Origin of the sequence: Flavobacterium tagetis (assembly GCF_016735615.1) — a bacterium.
GTDB lineage: Bacteria > Bacteroidota > Bacteroidia > Flavobacteriales > Flavobacteriaceae > Flavobacterium > Flavobacterium tagetis.
On sequence record NZ_JAERSF010000003.1, the window covers coordinates 18830 to 39572 of the forward strand.

Annotated in this window: 14 protein-coding genes; 13 read left to right on the top strand and 1 reads right to left on the bottom strand. The window is 33.7% G+C overall.

Annotation, left to right across the window (positions count from 1 at the left end; translation table 11 throughout):
- The first annotated feature begins 11 nt into the window (after positions 1-11).
- The 12 genes from JI750_RS14305 (at position 12) to JI750_RS14360 (ending at position 19194) form a co-directional block, all read left to right on the top strand.
- The gene (locus tag JI750_RS14305; RefSeq protein WP_202003214.1) at positions 12-605 is read left to right on the top strand and encodes a murein L,D-transpeptidase catalytic domain-containing protein; all 594 of its coding nucleotides are present in this window, start codon (positions 12-14) and stop codon (positions 603-605) included.
- Positions 606-1027: 422 nt separating this feature from the next.
- On the top strand, positions 1028-1621 hold the full coding sequence (locus JI750_RS14310) for an RNA polymerase sigma factor (protein ID WP_202003218.1): 594 nt from the start codon (positions 1028-1030) through the stop codon (positions 1619-1621).
- Between the two features lie 157 nt (positions 1622-1778).
- Positions 1779-2927: a FecR family protein gene (locus JI750_RS14315; RefSeq protein ID WP_202003220.1), complete on the top strand. Its 1149-nt coding sequence runs from the start codon at positions 1779-1781 to the stop codon at positions 2925-2927.
- Positions 2928-3100: 173 nt separating this feature from the next.
- The gene (locus tag JI750_RS14320; RefSeq protein WP_202003222.1) at positions 3101-6418 is read left to right on the top strand and encodes a SusC/RagA family TonB-linked outer membrane protein; all 3318 of its coding nucleotides are present in this window, start codon (positions 3101-3103) and stop codon (positions 6416-6418) included.
- 11 nt (positions 6419-6429) lie between these two features.
- Positions 6430-7875: a RagB/SusD family nutrient uptake outer membrane protein gene (locus tag JI750_RS14325; RefSeq protein WP_202003224.1), complete on the top strand. Its 1446-nt coding sequence runs from the start codon at positions 6430-6432 to the stop codon at positions 7873-7875.
- Positions 7876-7890: 15 nt separating this feature from the next.
- On the top strand, positions 7891-8664 hold the full coding sequence (locus JI750_RS14330; RefSeq protein ID WP_202003226.1) for a DUF4843 domain-containing protein: 774 nt from the start codon (positions 7891-7893) through the stop codon (positions 8662-8664).
- 33 nt (positions 8665-8697) lie between these two features.
- Entirely contained in the window at positions 8698-10191 is a 1494-nt protein-coding gene (locus tag JI750_RS14335; protein WP_202003228.1) for a PKD-like family lipoprotein, read from the top strand.
- Positions 10192-10256: 65 nt separating this feature from the next.
- Entirely contained in the window at positions 10257-11126 is an 870-nt protein-coding gene (locus JI750_RS14340; RefSeq protein ID WP_202003230.1) for a thioredoxin family protein, read from the top strand.
- Positions 11127-11132: 6 nt separating this feature from the next.
- A complete protein-coding gene (locus JI750_RS14345) occupies positions 11133-12605 on the top strand; it encodes an aspartyl protease family protein (protein WP_202003232.1) in 1473 nt (490 codons plus the stop codon).
- 27 nt (positions 12606-12632) lie between these two features.
- Positions 12633-14015: a TlpA family protein disulfide reductase gene (locus JI750_RS22045; RefSeq protein ID WP_236673058.1), complete on the top strand. Its 1383-nt coding sequence runs from the start codon at positions 12633-12635 to the stop codon at positions 14013-14015.
- Between the two features lie 185 nt (positions 14016-14200).
- A complete protein-coding gene (locus JI750_RS14355; RefSeq protein ID WP_202003235.1) occupies positions 14201-17011 on the top strand; it encodes a M16 family metallopeptidase in 2811 nt (936 codons plus the stop codon).
- Between the two features lie 143 nt (positions 17012-17154).
- On the top strand, positions 17155-19194 hold the full coding sequence (locus tag JI750_RS14360) for a protein-disulfide reductase DsbD family protein (protein WP_202003238.1): 2040 nt from the start codon (positions 17155-17157) through the stop codon (positions 19192-19194).
- Positions 19195-19455: 261 nt separating this feature from the next.
- Here JI750_RS14360 and JI750_RS14365 read toward each other — a convergent pair whose 3' ends face one another.
- On the bottom strand, positions 19456-19914 hold the full coding sequence (locus tag JI750_RS14365; RefSeq protein WP_202005197.1) for a DUF1810 domain-containing protein: 459 nt from the start codon (positions 19912-19914) through the stop codon (positions 19456-19458).
- A 399-nt stretch (positions 19915-20313) separates the two neighbouring features.
- Here JI750_RS14365 and JI750_RS14370 point away from each other — a divergent pair, with 399 nt between their 5' ends.
- Complete coding sequence (locus tag JI750_RS14370) at positions 20314-20673, top strand: hypothetical protein (protein WP_369410030.1); 360 nt, start codon at positions 20314-20316, stop codon at positions 20671-20673.
- Positions 20674-20743: the final 70 nt, after the last annotated feature.

Consider the following 20743-nt stretch of genomic DNA (forward strand, 5'->3'; position numbering starts at 1 on the left):
AAGGTAGATTTATGAAACTAGTATACTTATTATTCTTGCTTACCATGTGTTTTTGGGGAAATGCCAAACCAAAAGAAAAAAATGCAATAAACGATTCTGAAGAAGAACGTTTTAATCAGCAGATTGAAAATGTTAAAAAAATGATTGCCTCTGGCGCTTATAATTCTAAAACCGCATTCTTTATCGATATGAGAATTAAATCGGGTAAAAACAGATTCTTTGTTTATGATTTAGAAAACGATACAGTAATTGACGAAGGTTTAGTCGCAAATGGTGCAGGTTCTGAAACAGGTATAAAAGGAGAGTTGAAATTTAGCAATGAGCCCAATTCGAAGTGTACATCATTAGGACGTTATGCCATTGGAAAATCGTACAGAGGAATGTTTGGTAAAGCCTATGTTTTAAAAGGATTGGATCAAACCAATAATAACGCGGTTAAGAGAATGATTGTTCTGCATTCATATTCTGCAGTTCCAGAAGGAGAACAGGACCATTATATTTCCCTTAGCCAAGGTTGTCCAATGGTAAGTGAGGTATTTTTTAAAAGGCTCGAAAAAATAATAGACAGTTCGAAGTCGAATATAATTATGAACATTTATTATTAAAAATATACTTTATTTGGGATGTAATCTAAAAGAGGGTTTTTATATTTTTATTTAAAAAAAGAAAAGAGAGTATTTTATTTAGGAAATTTTGAGTTAAAAAATAAAACATAAAAAACTCAATTTTAGATTTAAAGAAATTGGCTACGTCATTTTGTTGAAATTTAATAAAAATACAATTTTAACGTAACAAGAATTTGTTTTTAAGATTTTAAAAAATTCGTTTTATTTTAATTCTGAATCTTACTTAAGTTTAAAAAATAAAGCAGTTTGGTAGTTAGAATTGAAAAATATACAAAGTTATAGTGTTTGTATAATTGAGGTTTATTGCGAAGATAAAAAGGTGTTGTCGAGAACAAATTAGGATTATTAACGGAATTTATTAAGTTTGTTGCGAATTATTCAATCTTCATAATCAATCATCATTGCCAAATTCCATCTTAAACCAGGATCAGATTTTAATTGATCGTCTTCGCGACGGCGATGAATTGGCATTGACAGAATTGTATAATAAATTTTGGCAGGCACTTTTTATGTCGGCTTACAATGTGATTAAAGACAAAGAATTGTGTGAGGATATCATTCAGGATATTTTCATGAATATCTGGCACAATCGCGAAAAAATAGAAATACGCATTTCACTGAAAGGGTATATGTATGCTTGCGCGAGATATCAGGTTTTTAATCATTTGAGAAAAAACAAAGATAAAGTTCATGTCGAACTTTTTGAGGATTTAGAAAAACGTTTCCTTTCTACAACTCCAGAAACACAATTAATGCACGACGAATTGGTGCAACAGCTTAATTTAATCATTGCAGGACTTCCTGAAAAATGTCAAGCTGTTTATAGACTAAGCCGTGAAGAACAGCTGAGTCATAAGGAAATTGCTGAAAGACTTAATATTTCTACAAAAACTGTCGAAAACCACATTACAAAAGCATTGAATACCATCCGCTCTTCTATGGGCGAAAGCATGAGTATGGCAATGATTTTATGGCTTTCAAAAAATATCTTTTAGCAAAATTAACAATGAAGTGGTTGGTTTGATGGTGTGTGGTTTTTCTTCTTTTTTAATTCTTTTTCAAAAAAAATCAAAAAAAAATACAATTTGGACTAGGGGGTATATTCCTTTTTGGTTACTTATCTCATATACTCCCGAAATAATACAATAAAAAATGAAAAAAGAGGATTTCTTACTGTTACTAAATAGATATCTTTCCGGTGATACGAATCTCGAGGAGAATAATAAATTATTGAATTATTACGAAAGTTTCCAAACCGATAAGGATTGGGATGAAACTTTGGGTTCTAAAGAAGAGCTTGAGTTTAGAATGAGAACGCGTCTTCAAAACGCCATTCGATCTGAAGAATCTCAAGTAATACCAATTCAGCCATTCTACACCAAAACAGCTTTCAAGCTAACAGCAGTGGCGGCGTCATTATTATTGCTGATTTCAATTTCATTAATAATAAGCAAAACAAATCCGCTTAAGATTGAAACTCCGCAAGTGGCACACAAAGAAATTTTGATCGGAAGCGATAAAGCCACTCTGACTCTGGAAGACGGCTCTGTAATTGCATTAGAAAAAGGAAAATCTTATACCAAAGGAAATGCTTCTAGTAACGGAGAAAAATTGGTTTACAATTCGAACGGAAAATCTGTAGCAATTGCCAATAACCTTTTAACGATTCCGAGAGGCGGACAGTTTTTTGTACAGCTTGCCGACAGTACAAAAGTTTGGCTAAATTCTGAATCACAATTAAAATATCCTGTTGCTTTTGTTGATGGACAAACCAGACAAGTAGAACTGGTTTATGGAGAAGCCTATTTTGAAGTATCGCCAAGTACTAAACATAAAGGTTCAAGATTTAAAGTTAAAACCCAAGAGCAGAATGTTGAAGTTATTGGAACCGAATTTAATATTAAAGCTTACAGAGACGAACCTGCAATTTACACCACTTTGGTAGAAGGAGTTGTTGCTGTGAGCAATGCTGCTAAAAAGCAAATTCTAACTCCGAGCCAACAGTCTAAAATAACGGAGTACAACGGAAATATCAGTGTTTATGAAGTCGATGTTTACAATGAAATTTCTTGGAGAAAAGGACTGTTTGTCTTTAAAGGAATGCCTCTAAAAGATATTGCGAGAGTATTGTCAAGATGGTACGATGTTGATATTGTATTTGCAGATCCAGCGCTTGGCAACGTTAAGTTTAATGGGGTTTTAAATAAGAATCAGAAATTAGAAGACATATTAACCACGATCAAGAATATTAATTTTATTAATGCCTATGAGAAAAAAGACAATAAGATTATAATCAGATAAAAAAGAAAAGGGATTAAAGTTTAGACCTCTCACCGTACTGCGCTTTATCCCTTTCTGTGTATCAACCAGTAAGTCAGTTTTATTAACCAACCAACCAATTAACATGTAAATTTATGAAATTTAAATTAACCAGTGCCTATTTCTATTTTAGAAAGCGGCTAATTATTAACATTATGAGAACTTTTATCTTCTTGTTTTGTACTACAATTTTTGGTTTTTCTCCCGTAAATCTATTTTCACAAAACACGAAAGTTGTAATTACAGCTGATAAAACAGTATCTGTTGACGAAGTTTTTGACATCATAAAAAAACAGACCAACTATACTTTTATTTATCAGGAAGATTTATTTAAAAATTTACCTAAAGTACATTTAAAAAAAGGAAAAATTAAAGTGAATGATTTATTGGAAGCTAGTTTTCCTGATAAAGATTTTGATTTTAGTTTGTCGAACGGAAACACAATTTTGGTTAGAAAACTGCCAAAAGATGTAGTGGTTTTTCAGTCAAAATTAATTGAAATTAAAGGTACTGTTACAAATGATAAAGGAGATCCTATTCCTGGTGTAAATATTAAAGTAAAAGGTACAGGTGCTGCTACTCAAACTGATTTTGACGGAAAGTATACTATTACAGCTCCAGAAGACGGACAGATTTTGTTTACTTATATCGGACACAAAGCACAAATTGTGGAGGTTAATAAAAGAAAAGTAATTAACGTTAAACTAGTTGAACAGAGAAATGAACTGGAGGGTGTTGTGGTTAATACCGGAGTTACTGTTCGTAAAAAGGAATTGATTACTGGAGCAGTTTCAACTTTTAGAGGTGAAGAATTAAGACAAATTTCGACACAAAATGTCGTTCAAGCTTTAAAGACATTAGATCCTTCATTTATTGTTTTGAGTAATAATATTGCAGGTTCTAATCCGAATGTGTTGCCAGTAATTGAGGTGAGAGGACAGACAAGTTTATCTGTTAATCAGGTAGACGATCAATTTAAAGAAGATCCAAATCAGCCACTGTTTATTTTGGACGGATTTCCAACTACTCTACAGCAGATCGTTGATTTAGATATCAATAGAATTGCAAGTGTTACTTTGCTTAAAGATGCGGCTTCTACAGCATTATACGGTTCACGTTCAGCAAATGGAGTTGTAGTTGTGGAGACAATTAAGCCAATTCCAGGAAAATTACAGCTTTCTTATGTTTATAATTCTTCTTATGAGTTAGCAGATTTGAGTGTTTATAATCTAATGAATGCTGAACAAAAACTGGAATTTGAAAGAATTTCTGGCGCTTATACTCCAAATATAGGAACTCCTTTGCCAACAGTTTATAAATGGGATGAGGTTTATAACCAGCGCTTGGCTGCGGTACGTCGTGGCGTAAATACATACTGGCTTAACGAACCAATTCAGATGGGATTAACATCTGGACACAGTTTAACAATTGGGGGAGGATCTGAAGAACTTCGATTTAATTTGGCTGGAAATTACAAAGCTGTTTCAGGAACAATGAAAGGCTCTGAGCATAATACTTGGGGCTATAATGTCAATGTAACCTACAAGCGAAAAAAAATTAGCATTAATAATAATTTATTTGTTGCAGGAGCTGATAATCAGGAATCTCCATACGGTGATTTTGCTACTTGGGCAAGAGTGAGCCCTTACTACGAAAAGTATAATGAAAATGGAGTGGCAACCCGCTATTTAGACGGTTCTTCTCTGCCATTGTCACCAAGCGAATTGGTTATTAATCAACCAGCAAATCCTTTGTATAATGTTAAATTAAATAGTTATGATAAAACAGGCGAATTTAATTTTACAAACAACTTCGCAATTAATTATGATTTTAATCCGCATATAAAAACAACTGCGGCTATTTCTGTTTCAAGAAATGATAAACAGAGAACAGCATTTATTTCGCCAGATGATACGCAGTATATCAATGATATTCCATCTGAGAAAGGACGATATAGAAGAAGGGATTATTTAACCAATAAATGGAATGCAAATATTGGAGGTACATATTCAAATGTTTTCAATAATGTTCACTCTGTAAACTATACAATGCGAGCTTCGGCATACGAAACCAATTATAATGCTTATGGATCAACTTTAAGAGGATTTCCTTTAGGAGTTCCAGGTGATCCGTCTTTTGCTTTTGGATTTGAAAAAAATTCACAGCCGTTTGTCGATAATGAATTAGTTAGAAGCGTTGATTTGACTAATCAGGTTAACTATGCTTATGACAGAAAATATTTGTTTGATTTTACTCAGACAATTTCTGGAGCAACCAATTTTGGAACCAACAAAAAATATTCTCCATACTGGGGTATAGGTTTTGGATGGAACATCAATAATGAGTTTAAGATGGACCAAGACATTGTCAACATTTTTAAAATTCGTGCCAATTTTGGACAAACAGGAAACCAAAATCTAGTAGGATATGCATCGCATGATATTTATGCATACGACCCTAACACGAATATTTTTGGCGCAGGATTAAACATTGTGCAATTATCAAATGCCGATTTGGAGCCTCAAAAAACAGAAGATTTATCTTTAGGATTAGATCTAGCAATGTTTAGAAACAGACTTACAGTGACTTTGGGAGCTTATAAGCGTCAGACTTCGCCACAAATTGTTGCCATAGATCTTGCAGCTTCTACTGGAGTTACTGCCTATCCGTTAAACGTAGGCTATATCACGACACGTGGTTTAGAGCTAAAAGCAAATTACAATATCATTAGTAATTTTAAACAAAACATCGTTTGGGGAATTGGTTTAACAGCGACCACAAATGAAAATGAATTGGGAGGTTTTAATAATGCATTGGCTTCTTTAAATGATGCTGCTAAGAAAACAACCAGTTTAACTAGATTTTACGATGGAGCAAGTACAAATGACCTTTGGGCTGTGCCTTCATTAGGAATTGATCCTGCAACAGGAAGAGAAGTTTTCTTAAAGAAAAACGGAGAACGCACTTTTGTTTTAGACAAAAAAGATGAGGTTGTAATGGGGAATTCTCGTGAAATTGCTACAGGTGTGGTTTCAACAACTTTTAATTACAAGAACTTTAATTTTGGAGTTTTCATCCGTTACAGTTTTGGAGCAGATCGATTTAATACTGCATTATATAATAAAGTTGAAAATATTACTTCAGACAATGTTTTTGACAATCAGGATGCAAGAGCATTTTCTGATCGATGGACAACGCCAGGACAAATGGCTCAATTCAAGGCTATTAGCATGACAAGTGTAACTCCTATTTCTTCACGTTTTATTCAAAAAGATGACTATTTAGCTGGAGAATCTCTTCGTATAGGATACCGAGTAACCAATAGAGAATGGCTTAACAAATCTGGTATGGCTGGATTAGGAATTAATGCTTATGCCAATGATTTTTTCAAAGTTTCGACTATAAAAGCCGAACGAGGAATTAGCTATCCTTTTTCAAGAATTTTCTCTTTAAGTCTAAACGTAACATTTTAATACCACTTAGTATGAATCAGTATTTAAATAAAATTGCATTATCAATCCTGATAGCATTTTCGGCAGTAAGCTGCAGCAATTTCTTGGATGTGGTGCCAAAAGATAAAATTTTAGAATCTCAAATATTTGAAAATGAAGCCGGAATGCAGAATGTGCATAACGGACTTTACGTAATGCTTGCATCTGATGAGCTTTACGGCAGGCAGCTAACAATGGATGCCGTAGATATTTTGGGACAGCAGTACAATATGCCAGCTTCGCATACTAAGACTAAAATGGCGACATATGCTTATGCAGAAGCCAATCCAAAAAAAGTTTTTACAGATATTTGGCAGAAAGCTTTTACCACAGTTTTATCAGCCAATAAATTTCTGGAAAGTTTAGATGAACACAGCGGAATTGTCTCTCAAGAAAAGGCTAATCTTTTAAAAGGCGAAACAATTGCAATACGAGCTATGCTGCATTTTGATATGCTAAGATTATTTGGCCCAATTTACAAAGTAGATCCTTCAATGCCTGCAATACCATATTATGATGCACCTGTAACTGCAAATAATCCGATCTTATCAGCAAAAGATGCCATGAGTAAGATATTGGCAGACATTGATGCTGCATTGGCACTTTTAGAAAAAGACCCCATTCTGACGACAGGAAAGTATAAAGCAACTACAGATTATGATTCAAACCCTTATTATTCTCAAAACAGAGGAATGAGAATGAATTATCTTGCTGTAAAATGCTTAAAAGCGCGTGTACTTTTATATGCGGGAGATAAAACAGGAGCTGCGACCGTAGCAAATGAAGTGATAGCTTTTACAAAATCGACTCCATTTTTCCCTTGGACTCCATTTCTAGATGCCACCAATGCTGCAAATCCGGATAGAATTTTTTCTTCAGAGAACTTTTTTGCTTTAAGTGATTATACTTTGTATAAAACACAAGAGGATCTGTTTGATTCTAAGTTGGCAGAACCTATGATTTATGCTCCTTTATTGAACAGATTGACCGCTGTTTTTGAGTCGAATGATAATGATTACAGAAGCTTGCCGAGTTGGAAAATCCCTGTAGTGGGAGGAAAAACTCAGAAAACCTTTTTTAAATATGCAGACGTGCCAGAGACCAAAATGGTTTTCCGTATGCAGATTCCAATGTTCAAACTTTCAGAAATGTATCTTATCGCTGCAGAAACTACACCAGTACCTGCAGATGGTATTGCTTTGTTGAATACACTTCGTTATAACAGAGGTCTGACAAATCTAGGAGCTACAGCAGTTTTGGCAACAGAAATAACAAAAGAATATAGGAAAGAATTTATGGGAGAGGGACAGTTATTCTTTTATTACAAAAGAAATAATACTACTGCAATTCCAAATGGTTCAACAACCTCTGGAAATATTACAATGGGACCGCTTCAATATGTTGTGCCTTTGCCAGATGCCGAAATCAATTTTCAATAATTTAAAAAGAGGAACATGAAAAAAATAGTGATTTTAAGCGTTGCATTTTTATTCTTTTTAGGATTTACTTCATGCAATCAAGATGAAATTGATACCTATCACGATACAGATAATATTTACTTTTCTCCATCTGTTTTTACAATTCCTGTAAACGGAGCATTGATTACGACAGATAGTACAGGATTTAGTTTTGCATTAGACAAACCAGCAATTGTAGATCGCATTTACAAAATTCCGATTAGAGTGCAAGGAAAAGTAAGTGATGCTGACAGAAAAGTAAAAGTTGTAATCGACTCAAAAAGTACTGCCATAGAAGGTACTCATTTTAAGCTTCCAGATAATATTGTCATGCATGCTGGCAAAGCAGTAGATACGATTGATGTAAAAGTATTTAGAACTGCTGACATGAAAACAAATTCTTTTTTACTGATTTTAAATTTGGAAGAAAATGAATCGTTTACCACTAATATGAAAAGTAAAGTGATTAATTCGCTTACAGGTAAAACCATGAGCCATATTTCATATAAATTAACTTTTGATGATAAATTATCGCAGCCTCCAGGATGGTTCGCAGGTTTTTTAGGAGTTTTTACAGAAAAGAAATTTTTCTTAATGTGCGATTTAATGCATTTAGATCCAAGTATGTTTAATCAGAAATTGGGCTCGACAGGATTATCAATTCCAGATATTCAATATTATCAAAACTTTATGAAACGCTATTTGGCAGATCAAAAAGCACAAGGGAATATTATTTATGAAGACGATGGAAAAGAAATGTTTTTTCCTTAAAACGCATTTATTTAAACTAAAAAATATAACACGATGTTAAAATATATAAAAATTCACTTAGCGCTTTCGGCATTGCTTGTTTTGGTTTACAGTTGTGCCGATGATGAAGGAAATTATAACTATAGCGAAATCAACGAAGTTCACGCAACTGGAATATTAGAATCATACACTGCTTATACAGGTGAGAAACTGACCATTAAGCCAGATTTAAATGTGACTCATGATGACAATACCAATCCTGATCGTTACACCTACGAATGGGCAGCCGTTAATACCTCAAAATTAGTGATGGAGTCTAAAACAGTTATTGGAACAGACAAAAATTTTGATACAGAAGTAAAGCTGCCTCCTGCAAAGTATTTAGTTTATTATTTTGTAAAAGATAAAGTTACAGGTATAACTTGGCAGCATGAACCTTTTACTTTAAATGTGGTTTCTTCCATTTATGAAGGTTGGTTGGTTATTGGAGATGTAAACGGAAAGCCTCGTTTAGATATGATATCTATGCTTCCTGGTGTAGAAACCCCTCGTATCATTACAGATGTTTTAGATGCATCAGGTTCAAATCTTAAGCTAATAGGAAAAGCTGTAGATGTAGAATGTTTTAACCAGCCTATATCTTCTCCTTTAATTTATGGAGTTTATGTAACCACAACAGAAAGCGGAAGTGCAAGATTAGATCCAGATTCTTTCGGGTGGACTTTAAGCCAAAATTTGGCATATGAAACCGTAGGAGGATCGCTGCCTACAAATTTTGGAGTCGATTTTATGAAATCGACTGGAAGTGGTGAAAACTTCATTTACAGTAAAGGAGATATTTACTATTTCTACAGAGTATTACAGGTAAAATATGGCTTGCCTCAAAATAAATTAGAATCTGAAACCAAAACTTTTTACGCAGCACCATTTATAGCAGAGAATGGTGGGTCATTAGGAACACCTGTTTTTTATGATCAGACAGCCAGACGTTTTGTGAGATACTCAACTTCAAAAGGAAGCTGTGCGCCAATGCCTCCTATTGCAGCCTCAGATAACTCTCTAGATTGGAATGATACTCACGCTGACTTGGTTTACATGACTACTTCTGGATTCAATCAAAATGAGAATTTTGCAGTTTTGAAGAGTACAATTAGCGGAAAATACCATCTGCTTCGTTTCAATAGAGCTTTGGCACAAGTGTATTACAAAGAAATTTTGAACGCACCCGATTTTGATAAAGCCACAAAATTTGCTGTGAGTCCAGATTCTGGTTATTTGTTTTATGCAGTTGGAGGAAAACTATATGAATACGATAACGGAACCCAGTCTGCAAAATTAATGTTGGATAAAGGCAGTGAAGAAATCACTTTTTTAGATTGTAATGCAAGAGCCAATAAATTATACAATAAAAAATTAATTGTTGGAAGTTATGGCACAACAGGAAAATTAGAATTATTTACAGTTCCTCCCGTAAATGGAGATTTGGTACTTGATTATAGTTACTCTGGTTTGTGTAAAATTGTCGACGTTGCTTACCGAGCGAGATAATTAAAAATTGTTAAATCAAAGCCGAATGGATTCTTAAAATTCATTCGGCTAAATAACCACATTTTATGAAACGATTTATTAGAATCGCAAGCGCAGTTTTGCTGCTTGCCTGTCCATCTATTGCCTTAAAAGCACAAGCGCAATCAACTCAAGAAAGTTGGGAACAAGCTAAAAAACAAGCACAAACAGAGAAGAAATTAATCTTTGTCGATTTGTATTTTACAGGCTGTATGCCATGTGCACAAATGGATAAAGAAGTATTTCCAGATCCAAAAGTTGCTTCGGTTTTAAATGCTGATTTTGTCACTTTCAAATCAGATATTTTAAAAGAAGAAATCGGTAAAAAGTTATGCATGAAATATGGCGTTACAGGGTTTCCGACTTTTTTATTGATGAATGCCGATGGAAAAATAATTGACATTGCAGGCGGTTTTCATAACGTGGAGCAATTTACTGCACTGCTTCTAAATGCAAAAGAAGCAGCCAAAAAAGGAATCTTCAAAAAGTATAGCCCAGAAATTCAAGAAAAAGATTATCCTGATTTTTACAAGCAAGCCTATCTAGACGGAAAAAGAAATGTTTCATTCGATGTTATCGATGCATATTTAAAATCTAAAGATGCTTCTGATGAAATTTCTTTCGTAATTATTACAGGTTTAAGAGTGGGTAAACAATACGATGATCCATTTCTTTTAGCAAGTAAAAAATTAGCAAAAGATTACGGAACATGGAATGTGACAACTCATGTATTCGGTATTTTACAGCGCAAGAAAAAAGAGTTCGAGAAAAAGAATGATTTAAAAGGATTTACAGAATTAGTAAATGACTCAAAAGAACTTTATACGCCAGAAGAGTTTACCAAATATTCTGGCATTTTATTAAAAGATTTTGGAGTAGAAAAAGTTGTAGTGAAACCAAATACGGCACAAAAGTAATTCGAAATGAAAAAGATACTATTCTTTTTAATACTGATTTTTAGCTGTACAATTCAGGCTCAAAACAGCATTCAAAAATCTATTAAAACTTTCGAAAAAGCTTTTCAGAACAAAAATTATAATGAAATTAAAGATCTTCTGGCGCCTCAGTTTACTGTTGGCGTTGGAGATTCTTCTTCAAACGAATTTTATTTGAACGGAATTTTTAAAGCATTTCCAGCTTTAGATTCTATTCAGGTTGGAAAATCTGTGGCGATTAAAAATGAAACTTTTGTACTGGTAGATTTTTGTTTTAATGGAAAAGAAAAAAAGCCGTCTCAAATTGTTTTCAACTCAGAAAATAAAATGCTGTACGTGACTTTCTTTGATTCTTTATACAGAGTTGACCGACATGCAGAAGTAAAAGAAGTAGCGAGCATTCCGTTTCAAATTATCGAAAACGGAATCACCATTAAAATAAAACTAAACAAAGCCGATCGTGAGTTTTTAATGCTCTTTGATACGGGTGCCGACGGAATGGCGCTCAATCCAGATAGTGCTTACAAAGCTGGCGTTGTCGTTACCAAAAGCAAATCGGCTTCTGTAGTTGGCGGAAGTCAGCAAGTGGATTATTCTGCAGACAACACTATTTATATTGGCGATCAGGTTCTCAAGAATCAAGGCTTGGTTATTTTCCCTAAACACGGTGTTTACGACGGATTATTTGGCGCAAATCTGCTTCGCAATTTTATCACATCGGTCAATTTTGATACGATGACGATTGACTTGTACAATTTTGGAAATTTTAAGTATTGGGGAAAAGCAAAACCATTGGTTTTTGATTATAAATCGGGACTTCCGGTAGTAAAAATGAATCTGACTTTTGAAGATAAAAAAACAGTCGAAGGCAGTTTCACTTTTGATACTGGAGCAGGTTACGATTTAATTGCTTATGGACCTTTCAACCATAAAAATAATCTAGAAGCAAGTTTAAAAACCGAATATTCGTCAGTCAATTATAGTTTAGGTAAACAAACCAAAATTGTGGGAGGAGCCATTCCAAATATTGCCATAAATGGAAACAATTTTCCAAACGTAACAATTGCCTTGCAAGAATATGACGAAGCTAATAAAAATTGGGCTTTTGCAGATGGTTCTCTCGGAATTGACTTAATCAGACGATTCAATTTTACAATCAATTTATTGGATAAAACCGTTTATCTCGAACCGAATAAGAATTTCAAAAAAGCATCTTCTATCTATTTGAGCGGACTTATTTTAGATTTTGACGAAAACCAGAATCTTCTAGTAAAAAGAATTATCGATCAGGAAAATGAAGATTTGAAGAAAGTCAAAATTGGCGCAAAAGTCACACAAATCAATGATTTTGAAGCCAAAGATTTATTGAATCCTGAAAATCTTAAAAAGCTGAAAGAAACTAAAGAAAGCAAAGATTTTATTATAGAACAAGGAGATCAATCCATGAGAATTTCAATTTAAAACTATCAACCAAAAAACAAAGAAACTATGAAAAAACACATTTTTTATTTCATTTTTACCTTCATCATGGTTCAAATGAGTTTTGCTGCAAATCTTTCAGAATATGCAGTAATTAGAGGAACAATTTCAATTCCAGATTTCAAAGCAAAAGAAATTACACTTTACAATGTTGAAGATGGAAAGCCAGCCGTTGCTGCTACCGCAAAAGTTAATTCGCTGGGGGAATTTGGCTTTATGACACCAGTTTCAGCTGCTGGCTTTTATTATGTAGATTACAGTCAGTTTAAAAGCAAAAAACAATTAATTCGTTTATATCTAGAACCTAAATTGGACATTAATTTAGCAGTAAATCAAACAAGTTATGTTTTAAGCGGAAAGAATATTGGACAAAATGCTTTAGTGCAAAAAGCAAACGAAATCTACAACGAGTTTGCTCCTTTTGCCCGTCTTGGCGAAAATATAACGTATTTGCAATTTTATCCATTTATTGATAAAGGTCTTGCTAAAGCAGATGAATTTTCAAAATCTATTAAAACGAAAGATGCTAATTTCAATAAATTATTAAAATTAGCAGTTGCAACAGATGTTGAAGAATTAACATACACTTTTTTCAGAATGCCAAGAACCGCATTTCCTGATAAAGATGACCGTCCAGCGGTAATCAAAACCTGGATGGCAGACAAAAAATTTACAGATCCAGATTTATTGAAATTAGCGAATGGAGTTTCTTTGATGACAAATTATTTTTTCTACGTAAGCGTTAATGGTAGCGAAAAACCAAAACGTTTAGACTTAACAGAATCAATTACTCATATTACAGATCCAGCTTTAAAAGATGTTTACCTTCGTGAAGAAGTTGCCACTTCAAGAATGAAAATTGAAGAATACGAAAAAATTGCGCCAAGCATTAAGCCTTTCATGATTTCTGATGCAAGCAAAGCATTTTTATTAGAATATGAAAAAGTATTGCATAAAAATGTAGGACAGAAAGGATTAGATTTTACGTATAATGACATTAACAATAAACCGGTTTCGTTTTCAGATTTTAAAGGTAAATTTGTGTACATCGATTTATGGGCAACTTGGTGCGGACCTTGTAAAGCAGAGATTCCTCACATGAAAAAAATCGAAGAAGATTATCACGGAAAAAATATTGTTTTTGTAAGTCTTTCATTAGATAAGCCAAAAGATGCTCAAAAATGGAAAGATTACGTTACCAAAGAACAATTAAAAGGAATTCAGTTAATGGCTGATAAAGATTTTAGTTCTGATGTAGCTAAAAACTATGATGTAAATGCAATTCCGAGATTTTTATTGTTTGATCCAAAAGGAAACATTATCAATGCAGATGCACTTCGTCCGTCAAATCCAGAGTTGAGAGAGCAACTGGATAAATTATTGAAGAGCTAAATAAGCACCTAATAATATTTTAACACATAGAATCATAGATCAAAAAAATGGAGAAAGATATTTTTAGAATCAAGATTTTCCACATAGTCACTATGTTTTTTACGATTAAGTGAAACGCCTTTTATAGGTAGCTAAACTATGTTTCTATGTGTTTAAAAATATTTAAAACATCAAACAAAAAACAAATGAAAAAAATATCTATAGTTCTTCTGCTTCTGACAGGTTTTATAAACTTGTCGCAAGCGCAAAACTTTAAAGCAACAGATCCGATTGCAGTCAACCAAAAAATAAAAAAAGGTGTTCTGTCAAACGGAATGACGTATTATATTTACCCGACAGATGTCAATAAAAATACGGCAAGTTATTATATCATTCAAAACGTTGGTTCAATTTTAGAAAACGACCAGCAGAAAGGTCTGGCGCATTTCTTAGAACACATGGCGTTTAACGGAACGAAAAATTTTGAAGGAAAAGGAATCCTGAATACGCTTCAAAAACAAGGTGCTGTTTTCGGCAGAAATATCAACGCATATACAAGCACAGACGAGACGGTTTACAACCTAGACAATATTCCGTCAAAAGATGGCGGAGTTGTCGATACTTGTTTGCTGGTTTTGCACGATTGGTCTAATTTCTTATCGCTTACAAATGAAGAAATCGATGCCGAACGTGGTGTAATTACCGAAGAATGGCGTACAAGACAAAATGCAAGAGCGAGAATTTACAATCAGTTAGCGCCTTATTATTACAATAATTCGCTTTATGCAGATCGTATGCCAATTGGCGATATGGATATTGTAAAGAACTTTAAATATCAAGTTTTAAAAGATTTCTATAAAGATTGGTATCGTCCAGATTTGCAGGCAATCGCAATTGTAGGAGATATTAATGCAGATGAAATTGAAGCAAAAATAAAGGAGCTTTTTGCAGATATTCCGACACCAGTAAATCCTAAAAAACGTTTTGAAATTGCGATTCCAGAAAGAACTGAACCAACTTTTAAACTGGCTTTAGATAAAGAAATTTCGGCTTCGAATATTAGCTATATGATTCGTCATACGGCTGAAAAATCAACAAATAACTATGCCGAATTAGAAAAATCTACTCAAAGAAACCTTGCTTTTTCTATCCTAAATAATCGTTTGGCAGAAATGGCGCAGAAACAAGAATGCCCATTTAAAAGTGCTTCAATTGGTTACCAAAATTTTTCTCGTTTAAATGATATTTGGATTTTGAATGTTTCTCCAAAACCAGAAAAACAAGCCGAAGCTTTTGCAATGGTCATGAACGAATGGGTTAGAGCTTATAAATTTGGTTTTTCTAAAGGAGAAATCGAAAGAGCGGTTGCAGAAAACATTTCAGGTTACGAAAATTATTTAGAAAAACTAAATGAGATTTCGCATAAAGATGTTATCGGAATGGTAAAAGATGATTATCTAAATCACGAAGTTATTGCCGATCCTAAAGCTGAATTTGAAATGGTTAAAAACATTTTGAAAAATGTGGACACCAAAATTCTTCAAGAGCAAATCAGTAAATTATATACGGCACAAAATCGTGTTGTAGCAGTTACAGGCGTAGAAAACGAGAATAACTTAACTCAGGAAAAAGCTTTTGATATTATTCAGAAAGCCGAAAACGATGCATCGTTACAGCCTTATGTGGATACTTTTGAGGGAAAAACACTTTTAGGAAATCTGAAAATCAATTCAGGAAAAATTGTTTCAGAGAAAAAAGAAACGGCAATCGATGCGACCACTTTTGTATTGAGCAATGGCGTAAAAGTGCATTATAAATTTGCAGATAAAAACAAAAAAGAGGTAGAGCTTAAAGCCGAAAGTTTTGGCGGAACTTCGTTGTACGAACCGCAAGATCTTCCATCAATTGGACGTACGACAACTTTGGCGATGATGTCTGGTGTTGGCGAACTTTCTAATGTTGATTTGGATAAAGTCTTAAAAGGAAAAATTGCCAATTCTTCTGTAAGCATCGGTTCGCTTAAAGAAACCGTTTCGGGATCTGCAAACGTGAAAGATATCGAAACGATGATGCAATTGGTTCATTTGCGTTTTGTGCAGCCAAGATTTGATAATCAGATGTATGCGCTGTTAAAGCAAAGATTGGAAAATTCGCTTAAAAACAGAGCAAATGATATCAATGCAAAAATGGATGATAGTTTATCTGTTGTGATTTATGGAAAAAACAATCCAAGAGTACAGCCATTTAATCAAAAATATATCGACGGTTTATCTTTTGATAAAATGAAAGCTTTCTATCTGGATCGTTTTGCAGATGTTTCAAACTTTGAATTTTATATTGTTGGAGATGTTACGCCAGAAGTTTTAAAACCTTTGTTAGAAAAATATATTGCGAGTATAAACGGAATTAAACGTAAAGAAAAATTTAAAACAGACATTCCGAAATGGACATCAAATAAAATTGATAGAGATGTTTTCATCAAAATGGAAACTCCGAAAAGTTCTGTTCGAATTGCCTTTTTAAAAGATGTTGCCTTTTCTCAAAGAAATAGAATCTTGGTTTCGTATTTAAGTGATGTGCTGACTTTGCGTTATACTGAAAGTCTTCGCGAAAAAGAAGGCGGAACTTACGGCGCACAAGTAAAAGGGAGCATCGATAAACTTCCAATTTCAAAGGCAAATCTTCAGATCAATTTTGATTGTGACGCTGATAAAGTAGAGCATTTACTGCCAATTGTGTATCAGGAAATTGATAAAATTAAAAAAGGAGAAATCGCTCCTGAAGACATTGAAAAAACAAGAACAAACTATTTGAAATCGAGAGAAGACAGCAAAAATTTTAATAGTTATAGCATGAACTTGATTTATAACTATTTTGAAAATGCTTACGATATGAATGACCCTAAAAATTATGTTGATATTGTAAAAAGCATCACAGCAAAAGATATTCAAGAATTTGCTAATTCATTTTTAGATAAAGCTGATTCTATGGAAGTCGTTTTCAAACCATTAAAATAATCTGATCCCTTTATTTATTAGAGTTTAATTTGTATTTCCCTATCAAATAGTTATTTTGAATTAGTAAGCAATTTAGTTTGTATAGCGGATTACTTAGAGGGTTGTTTTTTGCTATTCAACCCTCTTTCTAAAGATTTTTACCCATGAAAAAGAATATTTTTTTACTGGGCTTTTTCCTACTGTTTTCCATATTCGTAAAGGCTCAGATATACAATCCCATAAAATGGAAAACCAGTGTCGAGAAAATTTCTGATACTGAATACGAATTGCAGGCAAAAGCCATTATAGAATCGGGTTGGCATTTGTACAGTCAAGAAGTTGCAGACGGAGGACCGATTCCAACTCATTTTAATTTTATAAAAAGCGCAGATTTTCAGTTAACGGATGCTGTAAAAGAAGAAAAAGGAAAAACGGTTAACGATCCTGTCTTTAAAATGCAGATTAAGTTTTTTGAAAAGGAAACTACTTTTAAGCAGCGCGTTAAAATACTTTCGTCCAAACCTTTCAAGATCAAGGCTGAAGTCGAATTTATGGTTTGTAATGATGAAAATTGTTTGCCGCCAAGTTCAGACGAATTGGAGTTTGCCGTTAGCCCTTCCGCGAAAGCGAAAACTTTAATAGAAGCTGCTGTAAAGGAAGAAACAAAAGCAGAAGTAATAGATTCTTCGGTTACCGAAATAAAAAAAACAGTAGAAATTATTCCTGCTGAAGCTGTAAAAACACCTCAGAAAGAAATCAAAAAAAGAGAACCAAAGACCGAATCTAGAAGTTTGTGGACGATTTTTCTATTGTCGTTTTTCTCTGGATTTGCGGCATTGCTAACGCCTTGTGTTTTCCCTATGATTCCGATGACGGTGAGTTTTTTTACCAAACAAAGCAAAACCAAATCGCAAGGAATAAGAAAAGCCATTTTTTACGGAATCGCCATTATTGCTATTTATATCTTTTTGGGAGCCGTTGTAACTTGGGTTTTTGGAGCAGATTCGCTTAATGCACTTTCTACCAACGTTTGGTTTAATCTGATCTTTTTTGTGCTTTTAATGATTTTTGCGTTTTCATTTTTGGGTGCATTCGAAATCATGCTTCCAAATGCATGGGCAAACAAAGTCGATTCGCAAGCCGATAGAGGCGGAATCGTCGGAATATTGTTTATGGCTTTAGCTCTGGCAATTGTGTCTTTTTCTTGTACAGGACCAATCGTAGGCACTTTATTGGTCGAAGCTGCGTCACGCGGAGGAATTGCACCTTTTGTCGGAATGTTTGGTTTTTCTCTGGCTTTGGCTTTGCCATTTACTTTATTTGCTGCTTTTCCAGGCTGGCTGAATTCGCTTCCGAAATCGGGTGGATGGTTAAATTCTGTTAAAGTATTTTTAGGATTTTTAGAGATGGCTCTGGCCTTCAAATTCCTTTCTAATGCCGATTTGGTTTTGCAATTGCATTGGCTGGAAAGAGAAACTTTTCTAGCAATTTGGATTGCCATTTTTGGAACATTGGCTTTTTATTTATTCGGAAAAATTCAGCTGCCGCATGATAGTCCAGTTTCGAGTATTAGTGTTGGAAGATTAGGATTGGGCGTTTTGGTTTTGGCTTTCACTATTTATTTAATTCCGGGTATTTGGGGCGCGCCTCTTAAAATGATTAGCGGTTTTCCGCCACCGATGCATTATAGCGAAATTCCAAATGGTTTGAATAATTCCAGTCCAAAAGAAATAACTCAAAATCTTCCAGAAGGAGCAGAGCTTGGACCCCATAATATTATGGCATTTACTGACTATGATTTAGGTATGAAATATGCCAAAAAGATTGGAAAACCGGTTATGATAGATTTTACAGGTCACGCTTGTGTAAACTGCCGAAAAATGGAGGACAATGTTTGGTCTGACGAAAAGGTTCAGAAAATCTTAAAAGGCGATTTGGTTCTAATTTCGCTTTATGTAGACGATAAAAGAGAACTGAATCCGAGCGAACAGATTACTTCTCAGATAACTGGGAAAAAATTAAAATATATTGGTCAGAAATGGAGCGAATTTCAAACGCTGACATACAAAACCAATGCACAGCCATTTTATGTTTTAGTAGATCATAACGGAGAAACACTCAACGAAACCTCGGCTTATAATCCAGATATCGAAGAGTATTTGAATTGGCTTAAAAAAGGAGTTTCTAATTTTGAGAAAAGCTAAAATTCAGAATTCTTATTTATAATTATGTTGTTAATCAAAAAGGGAATAGTTTGCGAGCTATTCCCTTTTTTGTTCTTAGTATAGTAAGAAATTATTGCGTCTGGTAGAACACAAGTTTTTGCACTCCCGATAACTATCGGGATAAATTGATTTTCACAGATTTTTTTAGTTGCCACGAATTACACCAATTAACGCGAATCGGTTTTAATTTGAAGCTAAAAAATAATCTTTTTAATCCTTGAAATCTGTGGCAGAAAAATATTAAGAAAGCACTGTGTCTGGCAGAACACTAGTTTTTTGTGTAAAATTTAAAGTCAGCTGATCCAAATGCCCAAAGAAAAAAGTATCTAAAACCTGCTGAAAAACAGGATGCGCATTTTCAACCTGAACAAATAAACTCATAGAAGAATGCAATTTTTTGGCGCCTAAATCTCCCAGAATTCCCTCAGCCGATTTTTTGTTTAAAGTCAGTAAAAGTTTCGAAATCTCAATTAAATGTTTCGACAAAATCGGATGATTTAAGAATTCAGTAGCCTCTTTTAAATCGGCAACAGCATAATAATCAGAAATAGTGCTTTTCCCTAAACCTTTAATCTGCGGAAAAATAAACCACATCCAGTGTGTTTCTTTTTTGCCTTTTTTAATTTCAGAAAGAGCAGTCAAATACAATTTGTTTTGCGCGTCTAAAAATCGCGTCAAATCATTCTTAGCGTAGATCATGTTTTGATTCTGTATTAAATCGTTTATATATGGAGTTTCTTTAATAGGTAACACGGTTGCACTGCTTTAATATTCTTTGTCAAAATTTTCGAACATCAAAAGTAAAGCACCAATTTTATTAGAAGTTATAGAATTGCAGTTGGGCGTTATATAATTCCGATAACCCTGTAAGAATGCCTTGTTAATATAATTTTAAAGTTTTGAATGATTCTAAATTCTAATGTTATTTTAATGTTCCAGAAAAAAAATGGCTCTAACTTGCGCGCTCAGAAAAAATGTAATAAACGCCTTAAATCACTGGTATTTTCAATCAAAACAAGGTGATTTAGTTAAACTTTCAGCCTTTTTTAGAATATGTTGAACAAAATTAAAAATAGCTTTTTATGTAAATGCCTTCAGGTGTTACTAGTCGGCTATTTTCTAATTAGCAGCTTAAATATTTCTAATAGCGTAGGCCGAATCTTAAGCGATAATGCTGAAACTTATACGGTAAAAGGCATTACCTGCAACTTCTTGAAAAAAATCTTTAAATGTGATGGAGTTCCAGAAGAACTGGAAGACTATAAAACAAAAGATACCAAAACAGCTAAATTGGCAAAAGGAATTCCCTTAATGGAATATTTAGTTTCATCAGAATCTTTGATGCCTAATTTTTATTTTTTAATAGAATCAGAAGGGAAAAAATATATCGATAATACAATCTTCTCGTTTGGTTTTCATGGTAAAATAGACATACCGCCTCCTCGGTTGAATTCATAAATACTTGTTTTTTAAGGATTAGGATGAGAATCTTAATCCATATCTGCGGTTTTTGCCGTATATTTATTCT